Here is a 22197-nt window from a genome sequence, read left to right as displayed (position 1 = left end):
AGAACCTGAGAGCGCCGCGTTAAACCAGAAACGCTGCGTTTTCGTTAACGATCTTCGCGAGCAAGCTCGCTCCTACAGGTGTTAGTGCAACTTGAGCCGTGGCTCGGTACCACGTCCGATCTTGCTGCCCAGCATCAGCATCGCCGTGCGGAACGGCCCGTACAGCGCCATCTGGTGCATGCGGTACAGCGACACGTAGAACATCCGCGCGAGCCAGCCTTCGAGCATCACGCTGCCGGTGAGGTTGCCCATCAAGTTACCCACAGCCGAAAAACGCGACAGCGAGATCAGCGAGCCGTAGTCGGTGTACTTGTACTCTGGCAGGGCCTTGCCTTCGATGCGCAGTTTCAGTGATTTGGCCAGCAACGAAGCCTGTTGGTGAGCGGCCTGGGCGCGTGGCGGCACGTTGCGGTCGCTGCCCGGTTGCGGGCAGGCGGCGCAGTCACCGAACGCGAAGATGTTCTCGTCGCGGGTGGTTTGCAGGGTCGGCAGCACTTGCAGCTGATTGATGCGGTTGGTTTCCAGGCCATCGATGTCCTTGAGGAAACCCGGTGCACGAATCCCTGCGGCCCAGACTTTCAGGCTGGCGTTGATCACTTTACCGTCCGCGGTAATCAGGCTGTCGGCGGTCACTTCGCTGACCGCTGCATTGGTCATCACGTTGACCCCGAGTTTCTCCAGGGTTTTATGCACAGGCCCGCCAATCCGCTCCGGCAGCGCCGGCAGCACCCGTGGACCGGCTTCGATCAGGGTGATGTGCATGTTTTCCGGTTTGATCCGGTCCAGGCCATAGGCTGCCAATTCGTGGGCGGCGTTGTGCAGTTCGGCGGCCAGTTCGACCCCGGTGGCACCGGCGCCGACGATGGCTACGCTGATTTGCTCGATCGTGTCGGTCTGACCGGCGTGAGCGCGCAAATAGTGATTGAGCAATTGCTGGTGGAAACGCTCGGCCTGTTTGCGGGTGTCGAGGAACAGGCAGTGTTGCGCCGCGCCCTGGGTGCCGAAATCGTTGGTGGTACTGCCGACGGAGATCACCAGCGAGTCGTAAGGCACTTCACGGGCCGGCACCAGCTCCAGACCGGCTTCGTCATAGGTGGCGGCCAGCTGGATTTTCTTGCTCGCACGATCGAGACCGCTCATGCGTCCCAGCTGGAACTCGAAGTGGTTCCATTTGGCCTGGGCGACATAGTTGAGTTCGTCTTCGGAAGAATTCAGGGAGCCGGCCGCCACTTCGTGCAACAACGGTTTCCAGATGTGGGTCAGGTTCGCGTCGACCAGCATCACACTGGCTGTGCCGCGCTTGCCCAGAGTCTTACCCAGACGGGTAGCCAACTCCAGACCGCCGGCGCCGCCGCCGACAATGACAATACGATGGGACATGGGGATAACTCGCAAGGCTAAAAGAAATCGGTACGGTTACCCAAGCGAGCGCAAGGCAGCTCATAGCGTCAGATAACTGATAAGTCGGCTCAGCAGGCCCAGACCAATGGTCACTGCCAATACCAGTACAAGGAGCATCCACGGCCGAAAAGGCCGGCGCTCGACTTGATGCTGGGACAACTGCAGGTACTCTTCGACATGCTTTTGGTCGTCGGGGTTCAGGCGGCTGGTCATATCGGGCCTCGTCAGGAGTAGACGTTGCTGAATGTCTGGAAGCTACAGGGAAATTATTCAGCTGTGAACGGAGCTTAGCTGCTGAGCGGAGAAAGGCTCGAGTCTCACAGACTGATCCCGACATCAAAAACAATGCTGCGCCCCAGGTTGCTGCGCAAAAAGTCCGGAGCATCCGGGTGAGCGAACAGTACACGGGCGAAGGTCGGCCCGACCAGCGACAGCGAGCGCCAGCCCTGGCGCAGGTATTCGGTCGGTGGCGGGAAATGGCTGTTGAGGTCCAGCACTTCGCGTTTGAGGCTGGCGAAGGCAATGATGTCCAGCTCACCCAGATCCATACCGCGTTCTTTGTAGTTGTGCGCTTTTTTGCGCAAAGTCGGCGCCAATCGCAGCAAGAACTCGTTGGCGGGGATGCGCCGTGGCTTGGCCTCGCGGCGTACCAGTTGGCTCAGGGAAAACGCGCTGCGCCGACGTTGCAGTTCATCGCGCCATTCATCGTTGAGGCGCCGACCCTCGTCGAGCACGAAGAACACCTCGAAACTGGCATCGCGAAACAACACATCCGGCGGCTCCCCGGCGGGGGCGAACTCGTCGGCGCGATAGGGAATGTTCAAGCCTTGCAGCAGGCGCTGGCACACCCAACGCTCACGCTCCCATTTGCGGGCATTGGACAGGAATGCGTTGGCTTGCTCGGCCGCGATGGTCAGCAGGCGTAAATAATCTGAGTCATCCATAGGCCCAAGCTTAGCGTTCAAATGTGTTCGCAAAGAAGACAATTTATCGGCGAGGCCCATCGCCTCCCGTTCCCACGCCCGTTCCAGGGCTCTGCACAAAACGGATAGTGATCTGCGCTCACTGGCTATTGCCACGTATCGGGCAGCTCTACCCTCGGCTGTACGGACGTAAGCCGTGTTACCGACGCTCTAAAAAAACAACAACAAGAGATATATGCCATGCGCAAGATCGACGTACATGAGGTTATCGACAACGCTCGTTTCAACCGCTTTCACTGGATGGTGCTGTTCTGGTGTGCCCTGATCATCATCTTCGACGGTTACGATCTGGTGATCTACGGCGTGGTCTTGCCGATGCTGATGAAAGAGTGGGGGCTCAGTCCTCTGCAAGCCGGTGCACTGGGCAGTTATGCACTGTTCGGCATGATGTTCGGCGCGCTGTTCTTCGGTCCGTTGTCGGACAGGATCGGCCGCAAGAAAGCCATCACGATCTGCGTGATGCTCTTCAGCGGCTTCACCGTGCTCAACGGTTTTGCCCGCAACCCCACCGAGTTCGGCCTCTGTCGCTTCATTGCCGGGCTCGGCATTGGCGGCGTGATGCCTAACGTCGTGGCACTGATGAACGAGTACGCACCGAAAAAAATCCGCAGCACGCTGGTCGCGATCATGTTCAGCGGTTACTCGGTGGGCGGCATGCTGTCTGCTGGGCTGGGCATCGTGCTGATCCCGAGTTTCGGCTGGCAGTCGGTGTTTTACGTGGCGATCCTGCCATTGCTGCTGTTGCCGCTGATCATGTATTTCCTGCCTGAATCGGTGGGCTTCATGTTGCGTCAGGGGCGTAATGAAGAGGCGCGCAACATTCTTGAACGCATCGATCCGGCCTACGTCGCGCAAACGTCCGATCAATTGCACATGGCCGAAGTGAAAGGTACGGGCACCCCGGTGTTGCAGTTGTTCCGTGAAGGCCGTGCGCTGCGCACGCTGATGTTGTGGCTGGCGTTTTTCTGCTGCCTGTTGATGGTGTACGCGCTGAGTTCCTGGCTGCCGAAACTGATGGCCAACGCCGGTTACAGCCTGGGTTCGAGCCTGTCGTTCCTGCTGGTGTTGAACTTCGGAGCGATCTTCGGCGCGGTCGGTGGCGGGGTGCTGGGCGACAAACTCAATCTGCCGAGAGTGCTGTCGGTGTTTTTCGCCATGGCGGCGGTGTCGATCACCCTGTTGGGCTTCAATAGCCCGATGCCGGTGTTGTACTTGCTGATCGCGATTGCGGGTGCCACCACCATTGGCTCGCAGATTCTCTTGTACGCCTGCGCCGCGCAGTTCTACTCCATGACGATTCGTTCGACCGGCCTGGGCTGGGCCTCGGGCATCGGGCGCAACGGGGCCATCGTCGGTCCGCTGCTGGGCGGTGCCTTGCTCGGGATCAGCCTGCCCCTGCAACTGAACTTCATGGCGTTTGCCTTGCCCGGCGCGGTAGCGGCCCTGGCCATGACCGTGTTCGCCATCAGCAGCCGACGCAGCGCTGCTGGCGTCAACCCCGTGTTGTCAGCGACCGGTGCCTGAATCATGAAAGCGTTCTTCCAGGACTTCTCGTTGTCAGCCGCCGTGGCTGGATTCATTGCCACGGTGATTTCTTACGCCGGGCCGTTGGTGATCATCTTTCAGGCGGCAGAAGCGGCACAGCTTTCGCGGGAAGTGTTGTCGTCCTGGATCTGGGCGATCTCCATTGGCAGCGCCGTGCTCGGGATCGGTTTGAGCCTGCGCTACCGAGTTCCGGTGATCATCGCCTGGTCGGCGCCGGGCTCGGCGCTGCTGGTGGCGCTGTTGCCGCAGATTTCCATGGCAGAGGCGGTGGGCGCTTACCTGGTCAGCAGCCTGATTATTTTCGTGGTCGGGATCTCGGGGGCGTTTGACCGGATCATCAGCAAACTGCCGGCAGCCATCGCGGCGGCAATGCTGGCGGGCATCCTGTTCAGTTTCGGCACCGGGTTGTTCGTGTCGATGCAGCGCAAGCCGTTGCTGGTCCTGGCGATGTTTGCCACGTACCTGATCTGCAAGCGGGTGATGCCGCGTTATGCAGTGATGATGGTGCTGCTGGTGGGCTGTTCGATTGCCGCGTTCACCGGTGATTTGCACCGTGAAGCGCTGGTGATCGGCCTGGCCACGCCGGTGTGGATCACGCCCGAGTTCAGCCTGGGCGCGATCCTGAACATCGCCTTGCCGCTGGTGATGGTGGCGTTGACCGGTCAGTTCGTGCCCGGCATGGCGGTGCTGCGCGCCAGTGGATATCCAACGCCGGCGAGCCCGATCATCGCCAGCAGCGCGCTGGGCACGGCATTGCTGGCGCCGTTTGGTTGCCATGGACTGAATCTGGCGGCGATCACCGCAGCGATCTGCACCGGCCGCGAAGCCCACGAAGATCCTCGCAAACGCTACGTGGCCGGGGTCGTCGGCGGGCTGTGTTACCTGCTGCTGGGGATCTTCGGCGCCACGCTGGTCTCGCTGTTTTCAGCGTTCCCCAAAGAGTTGATCGCGGCGCTGGCCGGGCTGGCCCTGTTCGCCGCCATTGCCGGCGCGTTAACGGGCGCGATGGCGGTGCCGAGCGATCGCGAAGCCGCGCTGGTGACCTTTCTGGTCACGGCTTCGGGCATGTCGTTGTTCGGTTTGTCCGCGGCGTTCTGGGGGCTGATTTTCGGCATGGTCACCCATGTGCTGTTGAGCGCCCGTCGTTCCGTTCCCCGTCGAAAATCCACTGCAACTGAAGTCCTTCAACCCGTCGATCAATAACAATAAGAGAAAAACGATGAAACAGATTCTCCCAACCACCGGTTCGGCGTTGTCCCTGGCTGTCGTCTCGGGTTTTTCCACAGGCGCGATGGCCGCTGAAAAAGGCTTTGTCGAAGACACCACCGCGACGTTGCAGGCGCGCAATTACTACTTCAGCCGCGACTATTCCGACATCGTCGGCGCCAATCAGCAATCGAAGGCTGAAGAGTGGGCCCAGGGTTTCATTCTCAACGTGAAGTCCGGTTACACCCAGGGCACCGTCGGGTTTGGGGTGGACGTCATCGGCTTGCTCGGCCTCAAGCTCGACAGCGCCCCGGACCGGACCAATACCGGTTTGCTGCCGGTGCAGAGCGACGGCCGCGCGGCGGACAACTACAGCCGTCTGGAAGGCGCGTTGAAGATGCGCTACTCAAAAACCGAGCTGAAAGTCGGTGAGCTGCAACCCAATCTGCCGGTGTTGGCCTTCAGCGATATTCGCCTGCTGCCACCGAGTTATCAGGGCGCAAGCATCACCTCCAACGAGATCAACGGCCTGACGCTGCAGGGTGGTCACTTGAGTTCAACCAGCCTGCGCAACGAGGCTGGCGACGAAAAGATGCAAGCGATGCTGGGGCACGTGCCGCAGCGCCAGGTCAGCAGTGACGGTTTCAATTTTGCCGGCGCCGATTATGTCTTCAACGACAAGCGCAGCTCGGTCAGCGCCTGGTACGGGCAACTGGAAGATATCTACAACCAGCGTTTTCTGGGTTTGAAGCACAGTGAGCCGATGGGTGACTGGATCCTCGGCGCCAACCTCGGTTACTACGATTCGCGCGAAGACGGCAAAAAACTGCTGGGCAACATCGACAACCAGGCGTTCTTCTCGTTGCTGTCGGCCAAGCGTGGCGGCCATACGTTTTACGTCGGCTATCAGGGCATGTTCGGAGACAGTGCGTTCCCACGGGTGTTCGCCAACATCTCACCACTGGGCAACGAAGTGCCGACCTACGAGTTCGCCTTCACCGATGAGCGTTCCTGGCAGGCGCGCTACGACTACGACTTCGCGGCGCTCGGCGTACCGGGGCTGACCAGCACCGTGCGCTACATCAGCGGCAATAACGTCGATACCGGCAAGGGCTATGAAGGCAAGGACCGCGAGCGTGACCTGGATATCGGCTATGTATTGCAGAGCGGCAGCCTCAAAGGCCTTGGCATCCGTGTGCGCAACGCGATGGCGCGTTCCAATTACCGAAGTGATATCGACGAGAACCGCTTGATCCTCAGCTACACGTGGACCTTGTTGTGAGCCATTGATCACAGGTTGTTGGTGCAATCACCGATGACGTTGTAGGTCACACGGTGGGTCTGGCCCTGATGATCGACATACTCCATGGTCGCCGGTACAACCCCGCATGCGGTCGCGGTGTCCGACACAGAAACCACGCTGGCGATGTCCAGTGGCTGCGCCGGGTTATACAGGACCGCGAGGGGTTCGTTGTCGGCGGCCATGGCCGAGGTGGCGATGACGGTCAGCAAGAGGCTGATCAACGTTTTCATGTTGGCGTGCTCCGTGTTGGTTCTGATGTCTGAATTTTAGTCTTTGCCACCGACGGATAAAGGGGCGAACGGCGGATGCAGCCTTACATAAAACGTAACAGTCATCGCCCGAGGGGGGCTTATGGATGTGCTTAACAACTTGCGTGTGTTCATCCGGGTGGTGGACTGCGCCAGTTTCACCGGGGCTGCCGATGCGCTGGATCTGTCGACCGCGCAGGTATCCCGATTGGTGGCGGATCTGGAGGAGCATGTACAGGCGCGTCTGCTGCAACGCACCACGCGGCGCTTGAGCCTGACCGACGCTGGCGAGCGCTTCCTGCTGCGCAGCCGGCAAATCGTCGATGCCATGGATGAGGCGACGGCCGAGGCCCGTGGCGCTCATACCAATCCGGCCGGACGCCTGCGGGTGCACAGCATGAACGGCCTGGGTGTGCTGCTCACGCCGTTGATCGCCCGCTACAGCGAGCTTTATCCCGATGTGGTGTTCGAACTGACCTTGTCGCAACGCAATCCCGACCCGCTGGAGGAGGGGCACGATGTGGTGATTTCGATCGCTCCCGAACTGGCCGACTCGCAAATGGTTGCGCAGGCCGTCGGGCAGATCTACAGCGTGCCCTGTGCCTCCCCGGCTTACCTGCAACGCCGGGGTGTGCCGCAGCAGCCGCTGGCGCTGAACGATCATCAATGCCTGCGCATGCTCGACCCGCTGTACAGCGATCAATGGCTTTTCCAGGACGAGCACGGCAAGCACGCCGTCAGCCCGGCCAAGACCTTTCAGTGCAATGTTGCCGAGTCGATGGTCAAGGCTTCGGAGGCGGGCATGGGTATCAGCCTGCTGCCGTTCTACACCGCGATGCGGCCCTTGAGCGACGGCACTTTGCTACGCGTGTTACCGGCATGGCGTCTGCGCGAACGCAATGTGTACGCGCTGTATCCTTCGCGACGCTTTCTCGATGCCAAGGTCCGCACCTGGGTGGACTTTCTCAAGTCTGAGCTACCGAAACTATTCGCCGAGCATGATGCAGTGGTGAACGATCCGCGGCATTGGGCCTGAAGTCGAAGGGCGGGAGAGCGGCGGTGTAGACTGAGTGCCTGTTGTTCTTCGCCTGGGAGGCGCGCGTAGCCATGATCGGTGCCGAGTTGCTGTCATCGCAAACCCTTGCGGTCGGCTGGCTGATCTATGTGCCGGTGTTGATCTGGGCGATCTGCCGCGCGCCGTGGGTTGAACTGTTCACCGACAGCCGTCGTCAGCATCTGCTGTTTGGAACGGTGTTTGCGCTGTTTCTGTTGTGGCTGGTGCGGCGCGACTTTGATACCGGCGTGTCTTACCACTTCATCGGCATGACAGCGGTGACGCTACTGCTGGACTGGCCGCTGGCGCTGGTCGGCGGGTTGGTTGCGCAAACGGGGCTGGTGTTACTCGACCGACAGGACCTGGCGGCTGTCGGGGTCAATGGCGCGCTGTTGATTGCGCTGCCGGTGCTGGTCACCGAGTGCTGCGCGATCCTGGTGGAGCGGGCGCAGCCACGAAATCCCTTTGTGTATATCTTCGTTTCCGGATTCTTTGCCGCCGCGCTGTCGGCGTTGCTGTGTCTGCTGCTGGCGCTATGGTTGCTATGGTTCGACGAGCGTTTCGAGATGCCGTACTGGCTGGAAGATTTTGTCGGATATCTGTGGCTGATCATTTTTCCCGAAGCGTTTATCAACGGCATGATCGTCAGTGCGCTGGTGGTGTTTTGTCCGGAGTGGCTTGAGACGTTCAACCGCACCCGCTATCTCTCGGCTCCCTGGAAGGACGACGATCCCAAGTCCTGATCCGCATCAAGACCTGGAATCGCCCATTCGATGGATCAGTGACGCGGGTCGAAGTCACCGCTGAACATTTCGTCCTCGGCATCGGGAGCCACTGGAATCTTGTGCTCTTCGGACGCCCAGGCACCCAGGTCGATCAGTTTGCAGCGGTCGGAGCAGAATGGCCGGAATTTGCTCTCGGCGGTCCATTCCACAGGGGCGCCACAGGTTGGGCATTCGACGGTTGTTGGTTGGCTCATGACTGGCCTCCACGCAATGAAAGATAAAAGTGATGCAGGCGCTCGACCTCGCTGTGCAGCCAGGTAAGGTCGCGGTCATTGACCACGACGTCGTCGGCATGGCTCACGCGATCCTGGCGGCTGGACTGAGCCTTGAGGATCGCCTGGACTTGCTGCTCGCTGGTCTGGTCACGTTGCAGGGTACGTTCGATCTGCAATTGTTCGGGGGCATCGATCACCAATACCCGTTGGGTCATGGCGTATTGCCCGGACTCGATCAGCAGCGGCGAAACCAGAATCGCATAAGGCGATTTTGCCAGCGCCAGGTGGTGAGCGATCTCCTCGCCGATCAGCGGATGCAGGAGGGCCTCCAGCCAGCGGCGTTCTTCAGGTACCTCGAAGATCAATTTGCGTAGCGCGGCGCGGTCCAGTTGCCCGTCGGCCTGCAACACGCCAGGGCCGAAGTGTTCGGCGATTTGTGCCAGTGCCGGGCGACCGGGTTCCACTACCCAGCGAGCAGCATGATCGGCGTCGACCACATGCACACCCAGGTCGATGAAGTGTTGGGCGGCCGCACTTTTGCCGCTGCCAATGCCGCCGGTCAGGCCGAGAATCCAGGGTTTTTCCACAGGGCTATTCATTTCAAACCGACAAGCTGCCAATAGAGGTCGGTTATTTGACCACCCCAGAGCAACGCAATCCAGCCGGCAATGGCCAGATAGGGGCCGAAAGGGATTGGCGTCGAGGTTTTTGCATTGCGCCAGCGCAGCAGGATCAGCCCGATAATGGCACCCACCAGCGAGGACAGCAGGATGGTCAGCGGCAAAATTTGCCAGCCACCCCAGGCGCCCAGCATCGCCAGCAGCTTGAAATCACCGTAGCCCATGCCCTCCTTGCCGGTGATCAGCTTGAACAGCCAGAACACCGACCACAGCAGGCCGTAGCCGGCGATCGCTCCCCAAAGCGCGTCGTGCAACGACACGAACAGGCCGAAACTGTTGACGATCAACCCCAGCCATATCAGCGGCAGCACCAGTACATCGGGCAAAATCTGATGTTCGGCGTCGATCAGGCTCATCGCCAGCAACCCCCAGCTCAGGATCAGCATCAGGCCGGCCGGCCAACCGAAGCCGAAGTGCCAGGCAACAAACGCCGACAACAGCCCGCAGGCCAGTTCGGTCAACGGATAGCGCGGGCTGATCGCTGCCGCACAGGCTGAACAGCGGCCGCGCAAAAAAACGTAGCTGAGCAGCGGGATGTTTTCCCAGGCGCGGATTCGGTGACCGCAGTGCGGGCACTGGGAGTGGGGCAGCAACAGGTTGTAGGTCGGCAGCGGTGTTTCGCCAGGCAGCCCGAGAATGTCATGGGCCTGCTCACGCCAGTCGCGTTCGAGCATTTTCGGCAGGCGCCAGATCACGACATTGAGGAAACTGCCGACCAGCAGGCCAGTGATGCCTGCGAGAAGGACAAAGGCCAGCGCAGAGTGAATCAGGATTTCATTCAAGGGCATGTCAGATCGCTGAGCCAAGTTGGAAGATGGGCAGGTACATGGCAACTACCAGTCCACCGACGATAACACCCAGCACCACCATGATGAACGGCTCCATCAGGCTGGTGAGGTTATCGACCATGTTATCGACGTTGTCTTCGTAGAACCCCGCGACTTTATCGAGCATAGCGTCCAGGGTGCCGGACTCTTCGCCGATGGCGGTCATTTGTATCGCCATGTTCGGAAAGACGCCGCAGGTGCGCATGGCGAAATGCAATTGCATGCCGGTCGAGATGTCCTGCCGGATGCGCAATACCGCGCGCTTGAACACGCTATTGCCGGTCGCTCCGGCCACTGATTCCAGGGCCTCCACCAGCGGCACGCCGGCAGCGAAAGTGGTCGACAGTGTACGGGCGAACCGGGCCACGGCGGACTTGTGCATCAGGGTGCCCACCAGCGGCAGTTTCAGCAGCCAGGTGTCCATCCGGTCGCGGAAGGCCGGGGATGTCCTGAGGGCGTGGCGCACGCCGAAGGCCGTTGTGATCAGCGCGCCAAGGACCACCCACCACCAGGCCTGCATGAATTGCGACAGGCCAATGACCATCACGGTGAAGGCCGGCAGTTCGGCACCAAAGCCTTTGAACACCGATTCGAACTGCGGCACGACATTGACCAGCAGAATCCCGGTGACAATCGCAGCGACGAACACCACCACCAGCGGGTAGGTCATGGCTTTCCTGATCCTGGCCTTGAGGCTTTCGCTCTTTTCCTTGTAGGTCGCGACCCGCTCCAAAAGGGTGTCGAGGGCACCGGCCTGTTCGCCGGCATCCACCAGGTTGCAATACAGCTCATCGAAATACCGGGGCTTCTTGCGCAGGGCGGCGGCGAAGCTGCTGCCTGCTGCAACTTCCTGTTTCAGTTCGTCCACCAGTTTGCGCATGGCCGGATTGTCGAAGCCTTCGCCGATGATGTCGAAGGACTGCAACAACGGTACGCCAGCCTTCATCATCGTCGCTATTTGCCGGGTGAACAGGGCAATGTCCTGGGCCTTGATGCGCTTGCCCATGTTGAAAACCGAATGGTTTTTTTTGCGGACTTTGCCGGGAGTGATGCCTTGCTTGCGCAGCTTCGCCTTGATCAGCGCCGGGTTTTGAGCGCTGAGTTCGCCGGTCACTTTTGTGCCTTTGCGGTCGATGCCTTCCCATGCATACACGCTGATTTTCGCTGCCTTGACCGCCATGTTCAGTCCTGGGTATTCCGATTGAATTGCTCTTATAGCCTAGTCAGGGGACGGGGCCAAACCCGGAAGGGTGAGGTGACAAAAAACGTCAGATAGTGCTGATCCAGGTAGTAGGTGAGGGCTTTGCTGTCACCATATCCCCTGCCAACAGGGGCTTCTGGCCTTGGCACAGGCTGTGCTGCCATGGGGCAGGTCATGAGCCTTCGACTCATGCATGGAGCTTGTACATGAACAATCAGAAAGGTTTTACCCTGATCGAGTTGCTCGTCGTAGTGGCGATCATCGGGATCCTGGCAACACTGGGTCTGCCGATGTATTCCAAGTACCAGGCGCGGGCCAAGGTCACGGCGGCGATGGCCGAGCTGACTGCAATGAAGGTGCCGTTCGAGGATGTGATCAGCCAGGGGGAAACCCCGACAATTGCCAACGTGGCGCCCGCCGGCGAGACATCGACCAACCATTGCGCCCTGTCTGTGACGGGCACAACGCAGGCGGGAGGGGGATCAATCGTTTGTACGTTGCACAATGCCCCTGGGGTGGTCCAGGGCAAAACCGTCACCTTGACACGGGACGAAGACAAAGGCTGGTCATGTAAGAGCAGCGTTTCCCAGGACTACTTGCCTAAAGGGTGTACCGGTTCTGCGGCATGAATTGCTGAATCAAGTCCCCGCTTTTGCGGGGATTTTCCTGTTTGTCGACCTGTCGTCAAATGCCGCAGATAAAGCTCGGAAATTCAGCATCTTAGGAACTTTCCACAAACCCGCAACTTGCATGCAGTGATTGTGCTTCTCGTGCATTTTGCATGATTCCGAAAATTGGCTGATTTTATAACTTGTTGATTAATATGTATTTACTCTCTGTTTCAGAGTTGGCACAGCGTTCGCAATATTCCAGGTAACTTTCCGAAAAACAGGAGTTACTCGTATGAAGAAGTTCGCTATCACTGCCGCTGCTGCTACCGCGCTGACCCTGACCATGGCCAACGTTGCGTTTGCTCAAACCACCCAGGCAACCCAGTCGCCAATGGTGCTGGCTGCCGGTGAAATGACCGAAGCGAAAGAAGCTACTTCCGATACCTGGATCACCACCAAAGTCAAAGCTGACCTGATGACCGAAAAAGGCATTCCAGGTAGCGACATCAAGGTTGAAACAAACAAAGGCGTGGTATCGCTGTCGTCGACCACCGCTGTGACCGATTCGCAAAAAGAGATGGCTGTGGCCATCACCAAGAAAATCAAAGGGGTCAAGGCGGTCTCCGCTGACGGCCTCAAAGCCGAGTAAGGCAAGACTTCTCGCCTGGACCGGGAGAAGGCGCGACAGACGGGCCGAGTCTTACGTCTGTTGCCACCTGAGTGTTCATGCGAAGGGCCATAAGGATGTGGCCGTCACAGGCCCCGTGCATTTTTGCCGGGGCCTGTTCTATGTGTAGCGCTGAAAATCAATTTGCAGGAGTGAGCCTGCTCCGGGCGGCGTTCCGACGATGACAGTCTTTCAGGCGACATCAATGTTGACTGTTTTGTCGCCATCGCGAGCAGACTCCAGCCGGCGATTCATCACTCGGCATCCAGATGCATCTGTGTTACCACGCGGCCATCACTTTGCGCCTCGCCCAGATTGGCGTCGATGAAGTACACCCGGTCATCTTCCAGTTGGGCCTTGTCGACCAGGTAATCCTTGATACTGCTGGCGCGTTCCTGGCCCAGTTGACGCAACAGCACGTCGCTGGTGCTCCAGAACTTGATCACCTCGGCGCGCATTTTCGCTGTGCGTTCTTCCTTGCCCAGATCCTTCCATTCGGCAGGGGGCTGGGTTTTCAGGCGAGTGCGGTAGATACCTTCAAGCAGGGGGCCTTTTTCGTCGTCAGGCACTTCCAGTAACGAAGCCTGGGCCGGGACCTTGTCACCGCGGCGCTGGAGCATTTTGTAGTAGTTGTATTGGTATTCACGTTCCAGGCGTTGTTCGGCGATCAGCGGGCCATCGCTGCTCTGGGCGGCGGTGCCTTCGATTTCCAGGCGCAGGGCCGGGCGTTCCTTGAGCGCCTTGGACAGTTTGTCCAAGGCACCTTCGGCGTCCTTGCTCAGGTCGCTGGAGCCCGCAGCGAATGAAACGCTGCCCAGGTCTTCCGAACCACCACCGTTGACCAACCCGCCAATGAGTTTGAACGGTGCCGCCGCGGCTTTGACGACCAGGTTACGCAGGGTCTGCCAGATAATCGGCATGACGCTGAACTGAGGGTTGTTCAGGTCGCCGGTGACCGGCAGTTCGATGGAGATCTTGCCGTCGACGTCCTTGAGCAAGGCAATGGCCAGTTTCAGCGGCAGGCTCACGGCATCCGGGCTGTCGACTTTTTCACCCAGTTGCAGTTGTTCCACCACCACTTTGTTTTCGGCTTTGAGCTGACCCTTGGTGATCTGGTAGTGCAGGTCGAGATTGAGCCGGCCCTTGCGGATACGGTAGCCGGCGAACTTGCCGGAATAGGGCGTCAACGTGGTCAGTTCCACACGTTTGAAGCTGGTGGCGATGTCGAGGCTGGCCATCGGGTCGAACGGATTGACCGAGCCCTTGATGGTCACCGGTGCGTAGCGATCGACCTTGCCCTTGACGTCGACACCGGCCGGTTTCTGCTGACGGCTGTCGATGGTGCCGATCTGCCCGTTGAGTTGCTGGATGGCGGTGGCGAAGTTCGGCGTCAGGCTGAAGTCGGCGAAGTTGGCCGAACCGTCATTGATGAAAATGCCACCGATGTGGATGCCCAGCGGTTTCTCGTTGCCGGCGGATTTGCTTACCGCCTGTTTTGCCCCGGAGTCCGCCGGTTGGGGAATCAGCAGGTCATCGATGTTGGTGGTGCGATCATCGTTGATCATGAAGCGCGCGTAGGGCTGGAACAGGTTGATCTTGTCGATCGACAGGCTGTCCCCATGCTGATAGTTCAGACCTTCGACCACGACCTGTTGCCACTTGAGGAAGTCGCGGGTTTTCAGGGTGTCCAGGGTATGCAACTGATCGACCTGGGCGCGGCCGGTGACGTTGAACGCCAGGGGCTCGGTGCTTTTCAGGTCGACCGCCAGATCGCTGCCGAGCATGCCGCTGCGCAATTCCAGGCGAATGAATGGCGTGATGTAGGACTGGGCAACCCGCAGGTCGATGTCCCTGGTCTGTACCTTCAGCCTGGCGCTGACCGGGGCCAGGTTGACCTCGCCGTCGGCCATGATCTTGCCTTGCTTGCCCACGCCGGTATCGAGCTTGAGGGTAAAGGGAGAACCGTTGAGGCTGTCGAAGTTTTGCAGGTCGAGGTTCAGCGGAGCCAGATCCAGGGCGACGGGAGGCTGTGCCTTTCGGTCAGCCAGATGCACCTGGTAATCGCGCAACTGTACGTCCTTGAGCAGCACCTGCCAGGGTTTGCCTGGGGCGGCCGGTTCGGGCTTCGGTGAGTCTGCCGCCGCCGGAGTGCGGGCCGGTTCGGCATCTGCCTTGGCTTTGGCGGTGGGTTTTGACGGTTGGCTGGCGAACAGTTTCTGCCAGTCGAGTTGGCCGTCCGATTCCAGCGCGGCCCAGGTTTCCAGTTTGTGGCTGCGGATCTTGCCGACCACCACTTGCTGTTTGGCCAGGTCCACGGTGGTTTCGCTGACGTCCAGGCGCTCGAGCTTCACCAGCGGCCGGCCATCCGGGGCCTTGATCGCGAAGGGTGCAATGTTGACCGCTACATTGCTCAGCAACAGCTCGGTTTCCTTGGCCAGGCTGAATTTGTAGTCGGTACTGATGCTCATGACGCCGTTTTCGAGGTCCAGTGGCACGGCATCGCGCACATAGGGCCAAAAGGCTTTCATCTTGCCATCGGTAATTTTCAGCTTACCTTCGGAGGCGATCGGGACCAGACTGAAGTTACCGGTCCAGTCAATCTGTCCGCCATTGGGGCCGACGGCCACCAGGGTCATGTCGGCGCTGTCATCGGGCAGGGTACTGAGGTTCTTCAGCTCGAAATCGAGTGTGTCGTAGAGAAACTCGATGGGCTCGCTGGGCCGGGCATCTTCAAAGTGCACGGCGCCGCCCGCCAGTTTGATCCGCTCGATGCGCAGCGGAAACGGCTTGGCATCCGGGTCGGCGGGTGTGGGCTCGCTCGCTGGCAGTTTGAACAGCCCGAGCAGATTGAGTTTGCCATCCTTGCTGAACAGGATTTCGGTCTTGGGCTTGTCCAGTTCGACATTGGACAGGTGCACCGCCCTGGTCCACAGGCTGTCGAGTTGCAGATTGGCATACAGGCGTTCGAAACCGACCTGCTCTTTGCCGGGCTCGCCGATGTTCAAGCCCCAAAGGGTCAGTTCAAGGCTGAACGGATTGAATTCGATCCGCTGGATGGTCGCGGGTGTGGTGGCGTAGTTAGCCAGTTGCTGGTTGGCAACGCGTAACGCGACACCCGGTAAAATCAGAAAACCCAGCAAGCTGTAGAGGGCCAGAGCAGTCAACAAGGCGCCAATGGCGCGAATCAATCCTTTGTACATGTGCGGCTTCATCTGTCTGGGTCGGAGTGCCTTGGAGTATGGCACGCGTTTCCGGTTCCCAAGTGATTGGCCTGATCAGTAAGTTTCAGATTTTTCCCACAGCGGTCAAAGCTGCAGAATCAGGGTTTTCAGCGGTGGTTGCTGATCCATCGACGGGAAGTCGGCGCCCGGTTTCATCACGGTCCATTCACGCACCGGCCGTCCGGCCTTCTCTGCGCAACGCAAAACCTGCTCGCGCCAGTCATCCATGCTGACTTTTGCCAGGTTGTTGCAGCAGATCAGTACGCCATTGTCGGCGGTGGTCAACAAGGCCGGTTTGAGCAGGCTCTGGTAGTCGCGCAGCAGGTCGACGGTGCCGAATGCGCTCTTGGCCCACGCCGGAGGGTCGAGCAGCACCAGATCGTACTGGCGCTGTTCCAGGCGCTGATAGCTCGGCAGTTTTTGCCCGCGGCGCTGGCTGATCGGCAGGCCGGCCAGTTGGCGAATGGCCGGGAAGTAGTCGGACTGGATAAATTCCATGGTCGGCAACTGCGGGTTGAGTTGGCCGTTCTCCCGACCGACCGCCAGGTTGCCTTCGGCGAAGTCCAGGTTGCACACCTCGCGCGCGCCACCGGCGGCGGCACTGAGGCCGACACCACAGGTGTAGGCGAACAGGTTCAGCACGCTTTTGTTCTTGCTGTGGTCCTTGACCCAGCCGCGAGTGTTGCGCAGGTCGAGGAACAGCAGCGGGTCCTGTCCGGCATGGCGACCGCGCACCCGATAGTTCAGGCCCCATTCGTGGCCGACCAGGTCTTGCAGGGCGGCTTCGTCGGCGCGGTAGACGATGTCTTCGCGATCGATGCGCGAATTGCCACGGGAGCGGTCGTTGTAGACCAGCAGGGTTTCAAAACCCAAGTGTTGATTGATCGCTTCGTGCAGTTGCAGCAGCGTCTCGCGTTCCAGTGCCTGGTGGAAACTTTGCACCAGCAGTTGCGGGCCGTAGCGGTCGATGGTCAAGCCACCGGCGCCTTCCTGGCTGCCGTGGAACAGGCGATAGCAATCGGTGCCCTGACTGTGCAGCTCCGCCAGCAGATCCTGGCGACGTTCGAGGGCGGCGCGCAGCGCCTGATTCAAGGAAGACATGCTGGGCGCCTTGCAGGAGGGAATTGGGCGCGGGAGTTTAACAGTTTTGGCTCGGGATCGAGGCGCTGCCTTCGCGAGCAGGCTCGCTCCCACACTGGATTCGTGTCGTACGCGGGATTTTCGAACAACAAAAGCCCCCTGTGGGAGCGAGTTTGCTCGCGATGCTTTTCAGTGGTTTCTAACTCAGCAACCCCATCCGCCGTCTGGCCCGCTGCACCGACCCATTCCGCACCGCCCAGCGCAGCATCGGCGCACTGCGATTGACGCTGGCGCGGATCAGCTTGCGTTGCAGCGGGTTCTGGCTGACGCCGAGCATGTCGCTGGCCCAGTCCGGCAGCAGGTCGATCCCGGCCTGCATCATCAGACCGCCGAAAGGCTTGGCCAGACGACTGGGGGAGGGGGCGTTCAGCAACAGGCGCAGAACTTCCCGACTGCGTTCGTCGCACAACAATTGTGGGCGAACGCGCTCAAGGTAATCGGAAATTTCCTGCCGTGAACGGGGCACATCACGCGCCCCAAGACGTTCGGCAACCAGGGCAATCTCGGCGTAATAACGATCCTGATCCGCGAGGGACAAATGTGGATTGCGATAGCGCAGGTGCGCGGCGAGGAAGTTGCTGACCTCCGCGACGTGCACCCAGGTCAGCAGATCAGGATCGCTGGCTGCGTAAGGGCGTCCATCCGGCGCCGTACCGGTCACTTGCAGGTGAATGGTGCGGACTTTCTCGATCAGCCAGTCGGCGTCCTGGCGTGAGCCGAAGGTGGTGCCGGAGATGAACTGCCCGGTGCGGCGCAAGCGACCGAGCATGTCTTGACGAAAGTTCGAATGGTCCCAGACCCCGGCTAATGCCAGCGGGTGCAGCGCCTGCAGCATCAGGGCGCTGATGCCGCCGATCAGCATGCTGCTGAAATCGCCATGGACTTGCCAGCTCACCGAGTCCGGCCCGAACAGCCCGGGGTCGCCCTTGGGGTTTTCCAGGTCGAGTTTGCCCAGGGACAAACCGGTCAGGCTCATGATCTGGGTTTCGATGCGGGTGCGGATGAATTCCATGGTGAACCTGTAGGAGCGAGCTTGCTCGCGATGGACGTTAACAATAACGCGTGCTTCCTGAATATACGCGGCGCGTCGGCGTTCATCGCGAGCAAGCTTGCTCCTACAGGGCACAATACGTCATTGATTCAGGCGTTTATCGATCAAGCCTTGCACCACGCTCGGATCGGCCAGGGTCGAAGTATCACCCAGACTGTCCAGTTCGTTGCAGGCGATCTTGCGCAGAATGCGCCGCATGATCTTGCCTGAGCGGGTTTTCGGCAAGGCCGGCGCCCACTGGATCAAGTCCGGTTTGGCGAAACTGCCGATTTCCTTGCTGACCAGGGCCAGCAATTCCTTCTTCAGTTCATCGTTGGTATCGACGCCGTTCATGGGCGTGACGAAGACATAGATGCCCTGGCCCTTGATGTCGTGGGGGTAACCGACCGCGGCAGCCTCGGCGATGCTCTCGTGCAGCACCAGGGCGCTTTCCACTTCGGCGGTGCCGATACGGTGGCCGGATACGTTGATCACATCGTCGATGCGCCCGGTGATCCAGTAGTCGCCATCCTCATCGCGCCGCGCGCCGTCGCCGGTGAAGTAGTAGCCGGGGTAGGGCTTGAAGTAGGTGTCGACCATGCGTTGCGGGTCGCGATAGACACTGCGGATCTGCGCCGGCCAGCTCGACTTTATGGCCAGTACGCCGCTGCCGGCACCTTTGATTTCCCTGCCTTGCTCGTCGAGCAGCACCGGTTGCACGCCGAACATCGGCTGTGTCGCACAACCAGGCTTGATCCGCTGGGCGCTGACCAGCGGGCTGAGCATGATGCCGCCGGTTTCGGTCTGCCACCAGGTATCGACGATCGGGCAACGCTCTTCGCCGACCTCATGGAAATACCACTCCCAGGCTTCCGGGTTGATCGGCTCGCCAACCGTGCCGAGTAGCCTGACGCTGGCGCGGGATGTTTGCTTCAACGGTTCCGGGCCTTCGCGCATCAGTGCGCGCAGGGCCGTCGGGGCGGTGTAGAAAATGTTCACCTTGTGCTTGTCGATCACCTGCCAGAAGCGCGAGGTACTCGGGTAGTTCGGCACGCCTTCGAAGATCAGCGTGGTCGCGCCGTTGGCCAGCGGACCGTAGACGATGTAGCTGTGGCCGGTGACCCAGCCGACGTCGGCGGTGCACCAGAAGACTTCGCCGTCGCGGTAGTCCAGCACGTACTTGAAGGTCATCGCGGCTTGCAGCAGGTAGCCTGCGGTGGTGTGCAGTACGCCCTTGGGCTTGCCGGTGCTGCCGGAGGTGTAGAGGATAAACAGCGGGTCTTCGGCGTCCATCGGCTCGGGCGGGCAATCGGCGCTGGCTTCGCTCAGGGCCTGCTGATACGTGATGTCCCGTCCTTCGACTCGGTTCACCTGCCCCTTGCTGCGCTCGACCACCAGCACGGTGCTCACGTCCGGGCAGCTTTGCAGCGCCTTGTCGACGTTCTGCTTGAGTGGCACGACCTTGCCGCCGCGCACGCCTTCATTGGCAGTGATCACGGTGCGGCAGTCGGCGTCGAGAATGCGATCGCGCAACGAGTCCGGGGAGAAGCCGCCGAACACCACCGAGTGCACCGCACCGATGCGGGTACAGGCCAGCATGGCGTAGGCCGCCTCGGGAATCATCGGCATGTAGATGCACACGCGGTCGCCTTTTTTCACACCACGGCTTTTCAGCACATTGGCCAGGCGGCAGACGTTTTCATGCAGTTTTTTGTAGGTGATCGATGTCGAGTCGGCAGGGTCGTCGCCTTCCCAAATGATGGCGACCTGATTGCCACGTTTCTCCAGGTGCCGGTCGATGCAGTTGTAGCTGACGTTCAATTGCGCACCGGCAAACCAGCTGGCTTCACCGGTTTTCAGGTTGTAGCGCTGGACGGTTTCCCAGGGCGCGCTCCAGTCGAGAAAACGCGTGGCCTGTTCGGCCCAGAAGGTGCTGGGGTGTTCAACGGATTGGCGGTACAGGCGCTGATAGTCGTCTTGACTCAATTGTGCGGCCCGGCGGACGGCATCGGCTTTGGGGAACGTGCTGATATCGAACATGACGGTTCCTTAATCTTGTTTTGCGACAAAGATTAAGATGCGCCGAGAGGTCAATGGGTTCAAGCCGTACACAAAACAACTGTGGGAGCGGGCTTGCTCGCGAAGAGGCCGGTACATTCAACATTCTTGTTGACTGAACCACCGCCTTCGCGAGCAAGCCCGCTCCCACATTGGATATTCGTTGCCCACAGAGTTTGTACTCAATACACACTCTGTGGGCAGGCTTCAAATCACCCGCGGTGACGACCACGGAAGTAATTGATCAGCCCCTGGGTCGAGGCGTCCTCGGCCGGGGTTTCTTCGCTGCCGACCAGGCGGTTGTAGACGCCTTTGCCCAGCTCTTTGCCCAGCTCCACACCCCACTGGTCGAAGGCATTGATGCCCCAGATCACGCTTTGCACGAAGACTTTGTGTTCGTACATCGCCACCAGAGCGCCGAGGCGACGGGGGCTGATGCGTTCGACTACCAGGGTGTTGCTCGGACGGTTACCCGGGATCACCTTGTGCGGCGCGAGCTTCTGCACATCGTCTTCGCTCATGCCTTTGTCGCGCAGTTCGGCTTCGGCCTCAGGAAGGGTCTTGCCGAGCATCAGCGCCTGGCTCTGTGACAGGCAGTTGGCGTACAGCCACTGGTGGTGGTCGGACACCGGGTTGAAGCTGACGATCGGCACGATGAAGTCGGCCGGGATCAGTTGGGTGCCTTGGTGCAGCAACTGGTGGTAGGCGTGCTGACCGTTGCAGCCGACGCCGCCCCAGATCACCGGCCCGGTGTCGGTGGAAACCGGCTTGCCGTCCTGGCGCACGCTCTTGCCGTTGGACTCCATGTCCAGCTGTTGCAGGTGCTTGGTGATGTTACGCAGGTAGTGATCGTATGGCAGGATCGCGTGGCTTTGCGCGCCCCAGAAGTTGCCGTACCACACGCCGAGCAGGGCCAGCAGCACCGGCATGTTCTGTTCGAACGGCGCGGTCTGGAAGTGCTGGTCCATGGTGTAGGCACCGGACAGCAATTCCTTGAAGTTCGACATGCCGATGGCCAGGGCAATCGGCAATCCGATGGCCGACCACAGCGAGTAGCGCCCGCCGACCCAGTCCCACATCGGGAAGATGTTTTCTTCGCGGATGCCGAACGCCACAGCGGCGGCGTTGTTGCTCGATACCGCGATGAAGTGGCGATACAGCTCGGCTTCCGAACCACCCTGGGCCAGATACCAGGCACGGGCGGCCTGGGCGTTCTTCAGGGTTTCGAGGGTGTTGAAGGATTTCGACGAGACGATGAACAGCGTGGTCTCGGCGCGCAGCTTCATGGCCAGTTCGTGGAATTCGCTGCCGTCGATGTTTGCCAGATAGTGGCAACGCACGCCTTTCTGGGCGTAGGACAGCAGCGCTTCGGACACCAGCTCAGGGCCGAGGAAGGAACCACCGATGCCGATGTTCACCACGTCGGTGATCGGTTTTTCGGTGTAACCGCGCCACAGACCGTCGTGGATACGGCCGACGAGGTCGGTGATCTGGTTCAGCACCTTGTGCACTTCGGGCATCACATTGACGCCGTTGACCGACAGCTTGTCGCCGACCGGGCGGCGCAGGGCCGTGTGCAGGGCCGGACGGCCTTCGGACGCGTTGACGATTTCGCCATCGAACAGCGACTTGATCGCGCCCTTGAGGTCGACTTCGTTGGCCAGGCCCACCAGCAGATTGCGGGTCTCGGCGTTGATCAGGTTTTTCGAATAGTCGAGAAACAGGCCGCAGCTGCTGAGGGTGAATTGGGTAAAACGCTGCGGATCGGCATTGAAGGCTTCGCGCATGCTGAAATCCTGCATGGCTTGGCGGTGGTCATTCAACGCTTGCCAGGCAGGCAGAGCGGTAACGTCATGAGGAGTGCGGTAATACGCCATCGCTGCGGGTTTCCTTATTACTTGAACGGCCTTTTGAACACTAAAAATCCCGGAGCGCTGTGGGTGGGCGTTCCGGTCAACTGCGTCGACACGATTTCATGGCGCAGGGCGACTACAGTAAACCCCGCGCAATGATCTGTCTTGA

General features: G+C 60.0%; 20 protein-coding genes. 7 read left to right on the top strand and 13 right to left on the bottom strand.

Annotated features, from left to right (window positions below; translation table 11 throughout):
* Window positions 1-81 precede the first annotated feature (81 nt).
* The 3 genes from BSF44_RS23500 to BSF44_RS23490 all read right to left on the bottom strand — a co-directional run bounded on the left by BSF44_RS23500 (window position 82) and on the right by BSF44_RS23490 (window position 2345).
* A complete protein-coding gene (locus BSF44_RS23500) occupies window positions 82-1380 on the bottom strand; it encodes an NAD(P)/FAD-dependent oxidoreductase (protein WP_095945528.1) in 1299 nt (432 codons plus the stop codon).
* A gap of 60 nt (window positions 1381-1440) precedes the next feature.
* Window positions 1441-1614, bottom strand: a complete 174-nt coding sequence (locus BSF44_RS23495; RefSeq protein WP_007970531.1) for a DUF3094 domain-containing protein — start codon at window positions 1612-1614, stop codon at window positions 1441-1443.
* Between the two features lie 104 nt (window positions 1615-1718).
* The gene (locus BSF44_RS23490) at window positions 1719-2345 is read right to left on the bottom strand and encodes a DUF1780 domain-containing protein (protein ID WP_007970534.1); all 627 of its coding nucleotides are present in this window, start codon (window positions 2343-2345) and stop codon (window positions 1719-1721) included.
* A 219-nt stretch (window positions 2346-2564) separates the two neighbouring features.
* Here BSF44_RS23490 and BSF44_RS23485 point away from each other — a divergent pair, with 219 nt between their 5' ends.
* From BSF44_RS23485 to BSF44_RS23475, 3 genes are read left to right on the top strand one after another with little or no spacing between them, the layout of a single operon-like run.
* Window positions 2565-3908 (top strand): aromatic acid/H+ symport family MFS transporter, encoded by a 1344-nt coding sequence (locus tag BSF44_RS23485; protein WP_095945527.1) that lies wholly within the window; start codon window positions 2565-2567, stop codon window positions 3906-3908.
* A 3-nt stretch (window positions 3909-3911) separates the two neighbouring features.
* Window positions 3912-5132 (top strand): benzoate/H(+) symporter BenE family transporter, encoded by a 1221-nt coding sequence (locus BSF44_RS23480; RefSeq protein ID WP_095945526.1) that lies wholly within the window; start codon window positions 3912-3914, stop codon window positions 5130-5132.
* A gap of 16 nt (window positions 5133-5148) precedes the next feature.
* Window positions 5149-6417 (top strand): OprD family porin, encoded by a 1269-nt coding sequence (locus tag BSF44_RS23475; protein ID WP_095945525.1) that lies wholly within the window; start codon window positions 5149-5151, stop codon window positions 6415-6417.
* An 8-nt stretch (window positions 6418-6425) separates the two neighbouring features.
* Here the strand turns inward: BSF44_RS23475 and BSF44_RS23470 are convergent, their stop codons facing one another.
* Window positions 6426-6668, bottom strand: coding sequence for a DUF2790 domain-containing protein (locus tag BSF44_RS23470; RefSeq protein WP_095945524.1), 243 nt, complete (start codon window positions 6666-6668; stop codon window positions 6426-6428).
* Window positions 6669-6789: 121 nt separating this feature from the next.
* Here BSF44_RS23470 and BSF44_RS23465 point away from each other — a divergent pair, with 121 nt between their 5' ends.
* A complete protein-coding gene (locus BSF44_RS23465) occupies window positions 6790-7722 on the top strand; it encodes a LysR family transcriptional regulator (protein ID WP_095945523.1) in 933 nt (310 codons plus the stop codon).
* Between the two features lie 71 nt (window positions 7723-7793).
* A complete protein-coding gene (locus BSF44_RS23460) occupies window positions 7794-8483 on the top strand; it encodes an energy-coupling factor ABC transporter permease (RefSeq protein WP_095945530.1) in 690 nt (229 codons plus the stop codon).
* A gap of 35 nt (window positions 8484-8518) precedes the next feature.
* Here the strand turns inward: BSF44_RS23460 and yacG are convergent, their stop codons facing one another.
* The 4 genes from yacG to BSF44_RS23440 are packed head-to-tail and all read right to left on the bottom strand — an operon-like array spanning window position 8519 to window position 11427.
* Entirely contained in the window at window positions 8519-8719 is a 201-nt protein-coding gene (gene yacG / locus BSF44_RS23455) for a DNA gyrase inhibitor YacG (protein ID WP_007970539.1), read from the bottom strand.
* Entirely contained in the window at window positions 8716-9339 is a 624-nt protein-coding gene (gene coaE / locus BSF44_RS23450) for a dephospho-CoA kinase (RefSeq protein WP_095945522.1), read from the bottom strand. The genes yacG and coaE overlap by 4 nt, the downstream gene beginning before the upstream one ends.
* Entirely contained in the window at window positions 9336-10208 is an 873-nt protein-coding gene (locus BSF44_RS23445; protein WP_095945521.1) for an A24 family peptidase, read from the bottom strand. Before BSF44_RS23445 ends, coaE begins: the two co-directional genes overlap by 4 nt.
* 1 nt (window position 10209) lies before the next feature.
* On the bottom strand, window positions 10210-11427 hold the full coding sequence (locus BSF44_RS23440) for a type II secretion system F family protein (protein WP_095945520.1): 1218 nt from the start codon (window positions 11425-11427) through the stop codon (window positions 10210-10212).
* Between the two features lie 227 nt (window positions 11428-11654).
* Here BSF44_RS23440 and BSF44_RS23435 point away from each other — a divergent pair, with 227 nt between their 5' ends.
* Both BSF44_RS23435 and BSF44_RS23430 read left to right on the top strand, forming a co-directional pair.
* Complete coding sequence (locus BSF44_RS23435) at window positions 11655-12077, top strand: pilin (protein WP_095945519.1); 423 nt, start codon at window positions 11655-11657, stop codon at window positions 12075-12077.
* Between the two features lie 274 nt (window positions 12078-12351).
* Window positions 12352-12708 (top strand): BON domain-containing protein, encoded by a 357-nt coding sequence (locus BSF44_RS23430; protein WP_095945518.1) that lies wholly within the window; start codon window positions 12352-12354, stop codon window positions 12706-12708.
* 272 nt (window positions 12709-12980) lie between these two features.
* On the opposite strand, the gene BSF44_RS23425 is transcribed toward BSF44_RS23430, so the two are convergent.
* The 5 genes from BSF44_RS23425 to pgi all read right to left on the bottom strand — a co-directional run bounded on the left by BSF44_RS23425 (window position 12981) and on the right by pgi (window position 22052).
* The gene (locus BSF44_RS23425; RefSeq protein ID WP_095945517.1) at window positions 12981-15938 is read right to left on the bottom strand and encodes a DUF748 domain-containing protein; all 2958 of its coding nucleotides are present in this window, start codon (window positions 15936-15938) and stop codon (window positions 12981-12983) included.
* A gap of 93 nt (window positions 15939-16031) precedes the next feature.
* On the bottom strand, window positions 16032-17048 hold the full coding sequence (locus BSF44_RS23420; protein WP_095945516.1) for a class I SAM-dependent rRNA methyltransferase: 1017 nt from the start codon (window positions 17046-17048) through the stop codon (window positions 16032-16034).
* A gap of 178 nt (window positions 17049-17226) precedes the next feature.
* Window positions 17227-18099, bottom strand: a complete 873-nt coding sequence (locus BSF44_RS23415; RefSeq protein ID WP_095945515.1) for an oxygenase MpaB family protein — start codon at window positions 18097-18099, stop codon at window positions 17227-17229.
* A 120-nt stretch (window positions 18100-18219) separates the two neighbouring features.
* A complete protein-coding gene (acs, locus tag BSF44_RS23410; protein WP_095945514.1) occupies window positions 18220-20157 on the bottom strand; it encodes an acetate--CoA ligase in 1938 nt (645 codons plus the stop codon).
* 230 nt (window positions 20158-20387) lie between these two features.
* The gene (gene pgi, locus BSF44_RS23405; protein ID WP_095945513.1) at window positions 20388-22052 is read right to left on the bottom strand and encodes a glucose-6-phosphate isomerase; all 1665 of its coding nucleotides are present in this window, start codon (window positions 22050-22052) and stop codon (window positions 20388-20390) included.
* Window positions 22053-22197: the final 145 nt, after the last annotated feature.

Origin of the sequence: Pseudomonas sp. ACN8 (genome assembly GCF_002303925.1) — a bacterium.
Lineage (GTDB): Bacteria > Pseudomonadota > Gammaproteobacteria > Pseudomonadales > Pseudomonadaceae > Aquipseudomonas.
The sequence above is the reverse complement of the archived record's forward strand: the minus strand, read 5'-3'. Positions and strand labels throughout refer to the sequence as shown.